This is a genomic window from Streptomyces sp. CB02261, assembly GCF_001905665.1.
Lineage (GTDB): Bacteria > Actinomycetota > Actinomycetes > Streptomycetales > Streptomycetaceae > Streptomyces.
The window spans coordinates 32,375-45,242 of the sequence record NZ_LIVX01000013.1; the positions used below are offsets into that span (position 1 = coordinate 32,375).

9 protein-coding genes are annotated in these 12,868 nt (G+C 70.5%); 4 read left to right on the plus strand and 5 right to left on the minus strand.

Annotated features, from left to right (window positions below):
* The first annotated feature begins 526 nt into the window (after positions 1-526).
* Positions 527-3,679 carry an AfsR/SARP family transcriptional regulator gene (locus AMK29_RS32360; RefSeq protein ID WP_073819631.1) on the plus strand — a complete coding sequence of 1,051 codons (3,153 nt, stop codon included), beginning with the start codon at positions 527-529 and terminating at the stop codon, positions 3,677-3,679.
* 418 nt (positions 3,680-4,097) lie between these two features.
* On the plus strand, positions 4,098-4,667 hold the full coding sequence (locus AMK29_RS32365) for a sigma-70 family RNA polymerase sigma factor (RefSeq protein ID WP_241845795.1): 570 nt from the start codon (positions 4,098-4,100) through the stop codon (positions 4,665-4,667).
* A 577-nt stretch (positions 4,668-5,244) separates the two neighbouring features.
* Here the strand turns inward: AMK29_RS32365 and AMK29_RS32370 are convergent.
* The 3 genes from AMK29_RS32370 to AMK29_RS32380 form a co-directional block, all read right to left on the minus strand.
* A complete protein-coding gene (locus AMK29_RS32370; RefSeq protein ID WP_073819633.1) occupies positions 5,245-5,718 on the minus strand; it encodes a Dps family protein in 474 nt (157 codons plus the stop codon).
* 628 nt (positions 5,719-6,346) lie between these two features.
* Positions 6,347-7,675 (minus strand): class I SAM-dependent RNA methyltransferase, encoded by a 1,329-nt coding sequence (locus tag AMK29_RS32375; protein WP_073819634.1) that lies wholly within the window; start codon positions 7,673-7,675, stop codon positions 6,347-6,349.
* 276 nt (positions 7,676-7,951) lie between these two features.
* Entirely contained in the window at positions 7,952-10,000 is a 2,049-nt protein-coding gene (locus tag AMK29_RS32380) for an APC family permease (RefSeq protein ID WP_073819635.1), read from the minus strand.
* A gap of 235 nt (positions 10,001-10,235) precedes the next feature.
* Between AMK29_RS32380 and AMK29_RS32385 the strand changes: the two genes are divergently transcribed.
* Both AMK29_RS32385 and AMK29_RS32390 read left to right on the plus strand, forming a co-directional pair.
* Complete coding sequence (locus tag AMK29_RS32385) at positions 10,236-10,904, plus strand: potassium channel family protein (protein ID WP_073819636.1); 669 nt, start codon at positions 10,236-10,238, stop codon at positions 10,902-10,904.
* Positions 10,904-11,584, plus strand: a complete 681-nt coding sequence (locus tag AMK29_RS32390; protein WP_073819637.1) for a potassium channel family protein — start codon at positions 10,904-10,906, stop codon at positions 11,582-11,584. Before AMK29_RS32385 ends, AMK29_RS32390 begins: the two co-directional genes overlap by 1 nt.
* A 126-nt stretch (positions 11,585-11,710) precedes the next feature.
* Here AMK29_RS32390 and AMK29_RS32395 read toward each other — a convergent pair whose 3' ends face one another.
* Complete coding sequence (locus AMK29_RS32395; RefSeq protein WP_073819638.1) at positions 11,711-12,454, minus strand: DUF3159 domain-containing protein; 744 nt, start codon at positions 12,452-12,454, stop codon at positions 11,711-11,713.
* A 3-nt stretch (positions 12,455-12,457) separates the two neighbouring features.
* Positions 12,458-12,856, minus strand: coding sequence for an OB-fold nucleic acid binding domain-containing protein (locus AMK29_RS32400; RefSeq protein ID WP_073819639.1), 399 nt, complete (start codon positions 12,854-12,856; stop codon positions 12,458-12,460).
* Positions 12,857-12,868 lie beyond the last annotated feature (12 nt).

The following is a 12,868-nucleotide window of genomic DNA, read 5'->3' on the forward strand; positions in this document are numbered from 1 at the left end:
CGCACGAGCCGACGGCCCGTCCTTGGGCACGCGACCCGCACGGACGTGTCTTTCGCCTCTACGTCCGCGGCACGCGCCGGGTTCAGGTCCGGCGAGCTCCCCCCGCCCGTACGCCCTTCTCCGCCAACAGCCACCCCTTGTAACGGTGGGCCCGGTGCCGTAGGCGCCACGGCCGGAGAAGGCGCCCGCCGCGGCGTTGGAACGTCCCGCCTCCACGCGGTCCCTCGAACCGGTCGACGCCCTGCTAATGTCCCATTTGGTAGGCGGGAGGTGGACGAGGGGGTCTTCCGTTCCGGTCACCCGCACCACTCCTCCTTCCCCGTTCCGGTGGACTGCGCGTAAGCGGCAGCGGCCGTACGGGGCGTGGACGGGGTGGCGTCCGGCGCCGGTCGTCGCGCCCACGGCGCGTCTGTCCGCGCGAGCGGACCGGTGGCCCTCGCGGGAGCGGACCGATCATGCGCCTACGGACACGCGCGTGTGAGCAGTGCCGCCGTCGGGCGGTTCTTCCGGGGGTACGGTGACGGCTGTGGGGGAGTCGCTCGACTTCGCTGTGCTGGGTCCGCTGGTGGTGCGGCGGGCGGGCACGGGGCTGGACATGGGGCGGCGCAGGCAGCGACTGCTGCTGATCCGGCTCCTGCTCGCCGAGGGCCGTGCGGTCGCTCCAGAGACGCTGTGCGAGGAATTGTGGCCACAGCGGCCGGGACGGGCACCGGACGGAGCGATGGCGTCCCTGCACGCCCACGTCAGCAAGGTCCGCGCGATTCTGGAACCACGGAGTCTGCGCGGGCGGCGCTCGTTCGAAGTGCTGGTCACCGAGCCCCTGGGCTACGCCCTGCACATCCCGCCGGACAGCCGGGACACCGTGCGCTTCGAGCGAGCCCTGGCCCAGGCGCGCCGGTCGATGGACCGGGGCCGGTCCTCGCACGTCGTGGAGGAGACCGAAAGGGCTCTGGAGATGTGGCGCGGTGCCGCGCTCGCCGACGCCGCCCCCTATCTGTTCGCCACTCCTGAGGCCGCCCGCTTGGAGGAACTGCGACAGACCGCCCGGGAGCTCCGCACCACCGCCCTGCTCCTGGACGGACAGACGCAGAAGGCCGTGGACGCCGCGCGGGAACTGACGTCGCAGCACCCGTTGCGAGAGACCGGCTGGGATCTGCTGTTGCGTGCTCTGTACCTGGCCGGCAGGCACCCCGAGGCGCTGCAGCGTTACACGGACCTGTGCAGACACCTCTCGGACGAACTCGGCCTCGAACCCGGGCCCTCACTGCGCGCCCTACACCACGGCATCCTCCGCCACGACCTGCCACCTCTGCGCTCGACCGACGCGGCGAACACGACGGGCACGGCGACCGCCCTCGCGGGCAGCCGTAATTCGGGTCGTCCGGCCGGGGTCGAGGCCGTGGACGACCAGGACGAGACGGCATCCGCCGACGCACTGCCGGCAGGCGCGGTCCACGATGTCACGCGGTCCGGGCCGACCACCGGTGTGACACCGTCCGGTACGAGGAGAGAACTGGTCGCGGGCGACGGCAGGAGCAGGTCTCCACGGGCTGTCCGTCCAGCGCAGTTGCCCGGCGATCTGGCGGTGTTCGCGGGGCGGGAGACGGAAGGCGCCTGGCTGTCCGCCGTGAGCGGAGACCCGGGTCCGGCCGGTGCTCCCGTCGTCGTCATAGGCGGTGCTCCCGGTGTCGGCAAGACCACCTTCGCTGTCCACCATGCCCACCAGATCGCCTCCTCCTTCCCCGACGGACAGCTCTTCGTCAACCTGTGCGGGTTCCACCCCCACGCACCCGCCGTCGAACCCGGTGACGCCCTGCACGCCTTCCTCACCGCCCTCGGCGTCGCCGCCCAGGACATCCCCGAGGACACCCCCGGCCGCAGCACACTCTTCCGCAGCCTCCTCGCGGGCCGGCGGATCCTGCTCGTCCTGGACAACGCCCGCGACGAGCAGCAGGTCCGCCCCCTGCTGCCCGCCGGCGACGGCTGCTTCACCCTGATCACCAGCCGTAACCGACTGACCGGCCTGATCGCGTCGGAAGGCGCCAAACCCCTCGCCCTCGCACTGCCCTCACCGTCCGAGGCCCATGAGACGCTGGCACGGCGGCTGGGGACGGAGCGGCTCGCCGCCGAGCCCGCCGCCGCGGCCGACATCATCCGCCTGTGCGGACGGCTCCCCCTGGCGCTGGCCGTGGCCGCCGCCCACGCCGAGTACGAACCCGCCTTCCCCCTCCGCGCCATCGCCGACGACCTGCGGGCGCACGGCGGCCTGGACGCGTTCACCGCCTCCGACGCCACCACCGACGTCCGCACCGTGTTCTCCTGGTCCTACCAGTCCCTGGACGGGCCCGCCGCACGCCTCTTCCGCCTCCTCGCCCTCCATCCCGGCCCCCACATCACCGCCCCGGCCGCCGCCAGCCTCGTCGGGCTCCCCCTCCACAGGACGCGCCGCCTCCTCGCCGACCTGACCCGGTCCTGTCTCGTCGAACAGCCTCTGCCCGGCCGCTACACCCTCCACGACCTGCTGCGCGGCTACGCCACCGAACTCACCCACACCCACGACGACACCGACGAACGCCACGCCGCCACCCTCCGGGTCCTGGACCACCACATGTTCACGGCCTACGAAGCCAACCTGCTCCTCAAGCAGGACTCACTGCCCGGACTCGACCTCGGCTCCCCCGGCACGGGCGTCGTCCCTGAGACGTTCACCACCATCGAACAGGCACGCCGATGGTTCACCGCCGAACACCGGGTACTGGCCGGCTTGCTGCAGACCGCCGTCAGCCAGAAGCTGGACCGCCGGGTCACCGGCCTCGCGTGGACGCTGAAGGAGCACCTGTGCCGCCAGGAGTACTGGCCCGAGGCGATCACCGCACTGACCCCCGCCCTGGCAGTGGCACAGCGCCAGGGCGACCGTTTGAAGGAGGCGCGCTGCCTGCGCGGCCTCGGCAGCATCCACATCGGTCTGGACCACCGGAGGCGGGCGCTGGATCACCTGGAACGCGCCTCCGCCCTCTTCGAGGAACTCGGCGCGACAGGCGAACAGGTGCGCGCCCTGTTCGTGACGGCGATGGCACTGTTCCGGTTCGGCCGGCACCGGGAGGCGTTGGCTCCCGCCGAGCAAGGACTCGCGCTGGCCCGATCCACGGGGAACCAGCTGTGGACGGCCGAGTGCCTCAACGGGCTCTCCTGGCTGCACTCCAACGTGGGGCGGCCCGAAGAAGGCCTCGCGCACGGCGAGGAGGCCATCGCCCTCTACCGGCATCTGGACGCCCCGTGGCAGGAGGCCCAGTGCTGGGACAGCGTGGGCTACGCCCTCCATCGGCTCGGCCGGTACGAGGAGGCGGCGGCCACCTACCGGCGGGCGCTGGACGCGTTCGAGGAACTGGAGGACCACAGGAACGTGGTCGGCTCGCTGATGCGACGGGGCGACACCCGTCTGGCCATGGGCGACCAGGAGGCCGCGCGCACGGACTGGGTCAGCGCGCTCGCCGACGCCGAACGGCAGGATCTGTCCCACAGCGCCCAGGAGATCCGGGACCGGCTCACCGCCCTGGACATGGCTGCGGGCTCCGAACCCGTCCCGCCGCAGAAGGGTGCCGGCAACCACAGGGGTGCGGCTCCGGCAGGCGCTGATCCTGCGCGCCGGTCGCCCGGGGCGGAGGATCAGCGGCGGTAGGAACTGCCTCCGTCCGAGCGCGGCGAGCCGTCGCTCCACCGGGTTCGGCCGGGAGGACACCGCCGGCGCGAAGTGCCGAGGGAAACCGGAAGACCGTGTGTCCTCGCACGACCACCGGCCCTGGGCGGACGCGGGACGTCATCGACGCCGAACTCGTCGGCTCGCGCCGTGAATGCCCTGATCCGGTCCTTCTCGTCGGTCCGGGAGCCCTGAGCGCCGTAGACGCCGCAGAGCACCCCCATCGGCGGACGCGACGGCGTGCCGAGAGCCGGCGGCATGGACCGGCAAGCGGCGCGACAAGGAGACGACAAGGTTTGGCGAAGGGGTCCCGCCGAGTGTTGAGCCACTCCCCCACGCAAGTGGGAGAGCACGCCACGGAACACTCGAACAGAATTGGGCACCACCCATGAACGGGACCATGGAAACGGGGACTGCCACCCTCGCTCCGACTCCGGCACACGCCCGGCACGTCGCTTCGGACACCGACTGCGACGCCTTCGTACGAGACATATACGAGCAGTACGGCCCTCTGCTCGTCCGGTACGCCGCGCGGCTGCTGGACGGTGACTGGCACAGGGCGGAGGACGTCCTCCAGGAGACCGCGGCGCGCGCCTGGAAGCACGCCCGGTTCTTGAGCGCCCGCGGCGAACACATCCGGCCGTGGCTGTTCACCGTGGCCAGGAACCTGGTCATCGACCACCACCGGGCCCGCCAGGTAAGGCCACTGGATCTGATGGCGGTCGAGGACCTGGACACCTCCTGGGACGGCACGGAGTCCACGATCACCTCCCACGCGGTGCTGGAGGCGATGTGGGAGCTGAAGGAGCAGCACCGGACCGTCATCCGCCTCATGTACTACCTGGAATGCAGCGTGGCCCAGGCGGCCGAGCACCTCGGCATCCCGCCCGGCACCGTCAAGAGCCGCGCCTTCTACGCCGTGCGGGCACTGCGCAAGGCCTTGGAGAGGCAAGGCGTGCTCGGCATGTAGTCACGGCACGGACGGATAGTGCCGACGCATTCCCGGTCCCCTCGCACGTCGGTTCGCTCGCGTTCGAGGGGGCTCGACAGCGACGGGAGAAGACGCGCAAGCAGGTTGAGGAGGGCACTGCCGACCGCGGCCTCGACGGTCGCTTCGGGCAGGACGATCCGTCCGTCGGTAACCATCTCGTCCACCGGCCACAGCTGTCGTCGCACCGTCACCGTCCCCGGCAGGCAGGCATGCCGGGGACGGATCGTGGAACCGGAGAGCTCGGAGCGATCTCCAAGCCCGTCGTCGAGAAGGCCCGCTGCGGCGGGAACGGCACCGGACCGAGCTCGTGTTCCCCCGCGGCAAGGGGCTTCGGTACCCGTGCGACGTACTGGCCGGTGGTTGCCGACCGGGTTCCGACCATGCTCCTCCAGCTCCACCACCGGGCCGGCCACGGCATTCCGTCCGCCGGTCGGCGTGGACCGCTCACCCTCACCCGGGCTGCCCACCCGGTGCGCCCCTCCGGAGACCGCACGCCTCCGGGGGCGCCGCAGTCGGCGACCGGCGGCCATCCCGAACGACAGCACGCGCGACCTTGTCAGACGCGGTTCTCCGCCTGGAACATCCAGGATTGCTTCTCCAGTTCGGCCGTCAGTCCGATGAGGAGATCCTGGCTCACGGCGTCCACCGAACCAGTCGCCTCGATTCGTTCCCGCACCCTCCCGATGACCACGGAGAACGTGTGCACCAGGGCGTCGACGGCGTCGCCGTCCTTCGTCCAGCCTGACGGGAAGGCAGGCAAGCCGCTGGTACCCGCGACGGTGCCCGCCCGTCCGTCCGGACTCACTCCCAGCGCGGCCGCGCGTTCGGCCACCATGTCCGCGTGGTCGCGTGCGATCGCGGCGACCTCGTCGAGCTGGACGTGGACTGGTCGAAAGCGAGGACCGTACAGGTTCCAGTGGGCCTGCTTGGCCACCAGAGACAGATCGAGCAGGTCGACCAAGGTCGCCTGGAGGGCCGCGCCGGCGATCTGGCGGTCGCCCTCCGGCAGTGGGCTGTTGATCATCGTCATAGGTCTACGGTCCTTAAGGGGTGGCGTCGGCATCATGACAAGGAGGCCGACAGATTGCCGTCTGGATGCACACCGGCCCTCACACGCACCCGCTCGGAGCGCCGACGACCTCGGCGCTATGTACGGCCGCAGACCCCGAGGGGTTCACCTTCTCCGGCATACGGCCGTGCCCGCCGCACGACGCCGGGTCATCTCCGATGACTCCGGACCGAGGCCATACCCGCAGGTCGGGCCAGGAGCGAAGCCGAATCATGGATCGACTGGGCGACAGCCCGCGTGGAGCGCCTCAACCCCGAGCCGACGATCTCAGACTCTTTCTCGGGCACTGGAGCCCGTACCGCCCCTGGCTGAACACGGACCGGACACCTCACCTAGCCGCACGGAACGACACTACCGAGGAGGGATGGGGCAGGGGGCCAACAGCTCAGCAGTCAGCGCCCCGGCCACCTCAGCGCGCCCAAGAGCAGACAGCGAAGAGCTTCACTCGGTGGTTGCCAAGCCTGCATGACGACCCATCAGAAATCGCGCCGTCCTTGCGTCAAACATGCGTCACGTGCGTCGAAGACGCATCAGGATCTCGCGCCTAACGCACGTGACGCCCATGACGCTCCCTCGAAGAAACCCCAGATCAGGCGTCCTTCTTCACCGGCTCCAGGATCGCCACGCACTCCACGTGGTGCGTCATCGGGAACAGGTCGAACGCCCTCAGCGTCCGGACCTTGTAGCCGCGTTCGGCGAAGTAGGAGATGTCGCGGGCGAGGGCTGCCGGGTCGCAGGCCACGTAGGCGATGCGGCGGGCGCCGAGGCCGGCGAGGTGGTGGACCGTCTGCTTGCCGGCGCCGGCGCGCGGGGGGTCCAGGACGATCAGGTCGACGTCGGTGATGCCCGTGCGCGGGAGGACCGATTCGACCTTGCCCTGTTCGATGCGGACGCGCGGGAAGTCGGCCAGGTTGTGGCGGGCGTCCTCCACCGCGCGCTTCCCGGACTCGATGCCGAGCACCGCGCCCTGGTCGCCGACCCGGTCGGCGATGGCGCCCGCGAAGAGGCCGACGCCGCAGTAGAGGTCGAGGGCCGTCTCGCCCTTCCGGGGGGTCAGGCCCTGCATGACGGCGAGCATCAGCGTCTGGGCGGCCTTCGGGTGGACCTGCCAGAAGCCGCCGCTGCCCACGCGGTGGGTGCGCTCGTCGGCCCGCTCGCGGACGAACGCGCGGCCGTGGACGCGGTGGACTCCGCCGTCCTTCTCGTCGACCCGCATCACCGAGACCGGCTTGTCCAGCTCCACCAGGGGGAGCCGCGCGCCGGGGCGCGGGGTCAGGATGACCTGGCGGTCACCCGAGCCGGAGGCCGCGATGGCCTCGACCGACGCCATGCCCTCCCAGCTGCGCTTCTCGATGCCCAGTTCGGAGACGCCCTGCGCGGCGATCATGCAGTGGTCGATGATCTCGACCTCGTGCGAGCGGTGCTTCCGCAGACCCGCGTGGCCCTCGGCGTCCACCGCGTACTGGACACGGGTCCGCCACTGCGGGACCTCGCCCGGCGGCAGTTTGTCACCCTCGGCCGGCATGACCGTGCCGTCCCAGCTGACCTCCTCCGGGGTCAGTCCGGCGAGCCGCTGGAGCTGCTCGGCGATGACCTCGCCCTTCAGGCGGCGCTGCGCGCCGGGCTTGGCGTGCTGCCAGTCGCAGCCGCCGCACTTCCCGGGGCCGGCGAAGGGGCAGGGAGCCTCGACGCGGTCCTTGGACGGGTCGAGGATCGTGACCGCGTCGGCGCGCAGGAAGCGGGACGTCTCCTCGCCCTCGGTGACGCGGGCGATGACCTTCTCGCCCGGCAGTGCGTGGCGGACGAAGAGGACGCGGCCCTCCTCGGTGCGGGCGATGCAGTGGCCCCCGTGGGCCACCGGCCCGACCTCGACCTCGTACTCCTCCCCGATGAGCGACGACTCAGGTGCGTTCTGCATGGCGGGGAGACTCCAGAGAAAGAGAGAGGTGGGCTGCCGCACCGCGGCAGCCCACCAGTCTACGTGCCGGTGAGGGCGGAATTCGCCCCCGGACCCGGGCGGGGACCAAAGTCCCGGACCCTGGCAGGGCACGAAGCCCCGGACCCGGGCGAGGCCCGAAGCCTCGTCCCCGGACCGGTCCCGAAGCCTGGACGCGAGGCGGGCCCTTACCCGCAGCGCCCCAGACCCCCGGACCTTCAGACCCTCAGACCCTCAGACCCTCAGGCCCCCGCTCCCTCACCCCTTGCCCGACGTCTCCTTGTGCCCCTTCTCGACCGGGCCTCGGCGCACGGAGCCCGGTGCGTTCCATTCCTGGCCCTTGCGTGCCCGCTTCTTCGCGACCTCGGAGGACCGGAGCTGGTACGGGACGGAGGTCACCATCACGCCCGGTGTGAAAAGCAGTCGGCCCTTGAGGCGCAGGGCGCTCTGGTTGTGCAGCAGGTGCTCGTACCAGTGGCCGACGACGTACTCGGGGATGTAGACGGAGACGGCGTCGCGCGGGCTCTCGCGGCGGATGCTCTTCACGTACTCGACGACCGGCCGGGTGATCTCGCGGTAGGGCGAGTCGAGGATCTTCAGCGGGACGTTGATTCCGCGGCGGGTCCACTCCTCCTTGAGCGCCTTGGTCTCGGCCGCGTCGACGTTCACGGTGAGCGCCTCCAGCTCGTGGGCGTGGAGCAGCTTCGCGTACGCGAGGGCGCGCAGGGTCGGCTTGTGGAGCCGGGAGACCAGGACGACGGAGCGGACCCGGGAGGGGCGTACGTACTCGTCGGGACGTTCCTCGGCGGCGGCGATCTCCGCTGCGACCGAGTCGTAGTGCCTGCGGATCGCGGTCATCGTCCCGTAGAAGATCACCATGCCGAGCAGGGCGACCCAGGCGCCGTGGGTGAACTTGGTGGCGAGGACGACGACGAGGACCAGGCCGGTGAAGAAGGCGCCGAACGCGTTGATCGCGCGGGAGCGGATCATGTGGCGGCGCTTGGCCGGGTCGCGTTCCGACTTCAGGTGCCGGTTCCAGTGCCGGACCATGCCGGTCTGGCTGAGGGTGAAGGAGACGAAGACGCCGACGATGTACAGCTGGATCAGCTTGGTCGAGTCGGCCCCGTAGACCCAGACGAGCAGGGCGGCGGCGCCCGCGAGGAGCACGATGCCGTTGGAGAAGGTGAGGCGGTCGCCACGGGTGTGCAGCTGCCGCGGCAGGTACCGGTCCTGGGCGAGGATCGAGCCGAGGAGCGGGAAGCCGTTGTACGCGGTGTTGGCGGCCAGGAACAGCACGAGCGCGGTGGCGGCGGCGAGCACGACGAAGAAGAACGTTCCGTCGCCGAAGACCGCGGCCGCGACCTGCGAGATGACCGGGTCCTGGACGTACCCCTCGCCCACCGGCTTGCCGTCGAGGAGCAGGTCCTGGGCCGGCTTCTCGGCCATCCGGACGTCGGTGGCCATGGCCAGGAAGATGATGCCGCAGAACATGGTGACGGCGAGGACGCCCATGAGGGTGAGCGTGGTGGCGGCGTTCTTCGACTTCGGCTTGCGGAAGGCGGGGACGCCGTTGGAGATGGCCTCGACCCCGGTGAGGGCGGCACAGCCGGAGGAGAAGGCGCGCAGGAGCAGGAAGACCAGCGCGAATCCGGCGAGCCCCTGGTGTTCGGGCTTGATCTCGAAGTCGGCGGTGGGGGCCTTCATGGTCTCGTCGAGGACGATGCCCTTGTACGCGCCCCAGGCGATCATGAGGAAGACGCCGAAGACGAAGACGTACGTCGGGATGGCGAAGAGGCTGCCCGACTCCTTCACCCCGCGCAGGTTCATCACCGTCAGGAGCACGATGACGCCGACCGCGCAGGCCACCTTGTGCTCGACGACGAAGGGGATCGCCGAGCCGAGGTTCTCGATGCCCGAGGAGATCGACACGGCCACGGTCAGGACGTAGTCCACGAGCAGGGCGCTCGCGACGGTGAGTCCGGCCTTCGGCCCGAGGTTGGTGTTGGCGACCTCGTAGTCGCCGCCGCCGCTGGGGTACGCGTGGACGTTCTGCCGGTAGGACGCGACCACCGTGAACATCAGGACGACGACCGCGAGGGCGATCCACGGGCTGAAGTGGTAGGCCGACAGACCGGCGACGGAGAGGACGAGCAGGACCTCGCCGGGTGCGTACGCCACAGAGGACAGCGGGTCGGAGGCGAACACGGGGAGGGCGATCCGCTTCGAGAGGAGGGTCTCTCCGAGCTTGTCGCTGCGCAGGGCCCGTCCGATCAGGATCCGTTTGGGCACGTCGGTCAGTTTGGACACGGAGAGGATCGTAAGCGTTCGAAATACGCCAGGCTCACCGGCACCCCCGATCGGCACGGAATCTCCCTGAGTACCACCTCGGATGCGGTCCTCGCCAGTGTTGCCGCTTAAGCTCGGACCGGGCGGCCCGGCAGGGTGTCGCCCGCCGCGGCCCGGGCGCATCGGGGCGAGGAAAGTTGTGAGCAGGGTGTTTTCGCAGGTCAGTAGGGCGATCAGGAGTGCGGGGTAAGGGGACGTGCACATCGTCATCATGGGCTGCGGGCGAGTGGGAGCCGCTCTCGCGCAGACCCTCGAGCAGCAGGGGCACACCGTCGCGGTCGTGGACCAGGACCCGACGGCCTTCCGTCGTCTGGGGTCGGGTTTCGGCGGTCGGCGCGTCACGGGCGTGGGCTTCGACCAGGACACGCTGCGCGAGGCCGGCATCGAGGACGCCGGGGCCTTCGCCGCGGTGAGCAGCGGCGACAACTCGAACATCATCGCGGCGCGGGTCGCGCGCGAGATGTTCGGCATCGAGAACGTGGCGGCCCGGATCTACGACCCGCGCCGCGCCGAGGTCTACCAGCGTCTCGGCATCCCGACGGTCGCGACGGTCCGCTGGACCGCCGACCAGATGCTGCGGCGCCTGCTGCCCTCGGGGGCGGAGCCGCTGTGGACGGACCCGAGCGGCGGGGTGCAGCTCGCCGAGGTGCACACCTCCCCGGCCTGGATCGGCCACAAGATCAGCCGGCTCCAGGACGAGACGGGGGTGCGCGTCGCGTTCCTGACCCGGCTCGGCGAGTCGATCATCCCCACGTCGCAGACGGTGCTCCAGGAAGGTGATCTGGTGCACGTGATGATGCGCACGGACGAGATCGCGAAGGTCGAGGAGGCCTTCGCCGAGGGTCCCGAGGAGGGCGGTCACTGATGCGTGTCGCTATTGCGGGCGCGGGTGCGGTGGGCCGTTCCATCGCGGGCGAGCTCCTGGAGAACGGGCACGACGTCCTGCTCATCGACAAGGCGCCGACCGCCATCTCGGTGGAGCGGGTGCCGCAGGCGGAGTGGCTGCTCGCCGACGCCTGCGAGATCACCTCGCTCGACGAGGCGGCGCTCCAGCGCTGCAACGTGGTGATCGCGGCGACCGGCGACGACAAGGTGAACCTCGTCGTCTCGCTGCTCGCCAAGACCGAGTACGGCGTGCCGCGGGTCGTCGCCCGGGTGAACAACCCGAAGAACGAGTGGCTGTTCAACGAGGCCTGGGGCGTGGACGTCGCCGTCTCGACACCACGGCTGATGTCGGCCCTGGTGGAGGAGGCGGTGAGCGTCGGCGACCTGGTCCGGCTGCTCCGCTTCAGCCACGGCGACGCGAACCTGGTGGAGCTGACGCTCCCGCCGGAGTCGGCCGTCGCCGGCACCGCGGTCGGGGACGTGGCCTGGCCGCAGGACACCTCGCTGGTGACGATCATCCGCGGGTCGCGGGTGCTCACGCCGAGCCCCGAGGAGACCCTGGAGGCGGGCGACGAGCTGCTGTTCGTGGCCGCGCAGGCGCGCGAGGAGCAGTTGGAGGACCTTCTGCAGGTCCGCCGCGAGGCCGACTCCGAGTCCTGACCTCGTTCCTGAGGACGTACGGAGACGTACGAAAGGGCCCGGACCTGTTCATCAGGTCCGGGCCCTTCCCCGTACGTGTGCAGGCGCCGCGTGCCCGTCTCGGCTTCGCGTACGCGTGCCGGCGCCTCAGGCCTCCGGGTTGCCCTGCCGCGCCGCCGCCGCGGCCGCCTCGCGCTCCTTCTCGGCGCGCTCCTCGGCCTCCATCTCGGCGAAGACGTCGATCGGCGGCGGAGCCTTCGCGAGGAACATCCAGGTCAGGTAGACGGCGAGCAGGAACGGCGGGATCTTGAGGGCGACGAGGACCCAGCCGAACTTGGTCGTGTCGGCCCACCAGTACATCGGGAAGAGGATCGCGCACTTGCCGAGCAGGATCAGGCCCCAGGCCCAGCTCGCCTTCGCGTACGCCTTCTTCCGGCCCGGGTTACGGGTGCGCCAGGAGAGGTTCTCCTTGAAGACCGGGCCCAGGATCAGGCCGATCAGCGGGACCCCGGCGATCGTCGTCACGATGTACGCGAGGGCGAGGCCCAGGGTGTACAGCATGCCCGGCAGGTAGAAGTCCTTGGCGTTGCCGGTCATCATCGCGAAGACCACGCCGAAGGCGACCCCGAAGACGCCGCTGAACGCGTGCTTGACGGTGTCCCGTCGGATCAGCCGGACGGCGACCAGGACCAGCGAGACCGCGAGCGCGGCGATCGCCGAGATGTGCAGGTCCTTGTTGATCGTGAAGATCGTGACGAACAGCAGGCCCGGCAGGACCGTCTCGACCATGCCCCGTAGGCCGCCGAAGGCTTCGAACAGCGCGGCCTCGGTGACCTCCTTCGCGGCCTGGGCGTCCTGGTCCGTGGTGGTCGGCTTGTCGAGGGACGTCACCGGCTACTCCTGTCCGAGCGGTCGGAGCTCGTATTTGGGGTTGAAGAGGACCCGCCGGCCGTGGCTCATGGAGATCCGGCCGGAGGCGATCAGCTTGCGGCCCGGCTCGATGCCCACGATGGAGCGCCGTCCGAGCCACACGACGTCGAGCGGTGCCGTGCCGTCGAAGAGCTCGGCCTCCAGCGCGGGCACACCGGCCCGGGGGCGCAGCGTGACCGTGCGCAAGGTACCAGTCACCTTGACTATCTGGCGGTCGGAGCAGTCGCAGATACGTGTGCACCCGGACGCCTCGGCGTCCTCCTGGAGCTCCTCCGACTCCAGGTCCTCCGTGGAGGAGGAGAGCCGGTCGAGCATCCGGCGGAACCTACCGGCCGGCTTCTCTGTACGCGGTGCAGCACTCATACAGAAAGCGTA

Bases quoted from the DNA above. Each gene is read 5' to 3' on its own strand.
- AMK29_RS32365 (WP_241845795.1), top strand. From the start codon at position 4,098: ATGGAAACGGGGACTGCCACCCTCGCTCCGACTCCGGCACACGCCCGG.
- AMK29_RS32370 (WP_073819633.1), bottom strand. From the start codon at position 5,718: ATGACGATGATCAACAGCCCACTGCCGGAGGGCGACCGCCAGATCGCC.
- AMK29_RS32375 (WP_073819634.1), bottom strand. From the start codon at position 7,675: ATGCAGAACGCACCTGAGTCGTCGCTCATCGGGGAGGAGTACGAGGTC.
- AMK29_RS32390 (WP_073819637.1), top strand. From the start codon at position 10,904: ATGCGTGTCGCTATTGCGGGCGCGGGTGCGGTGGGCCGTTCCATCGCG.
- AMK29_RS32400 (WP_073819639.1), bottom strand. From the start codon at position 12,856: ATGAGTGCTGCACCGCGTACAGAGAAGCCGGCCGGTAGGTTCCGCCGG.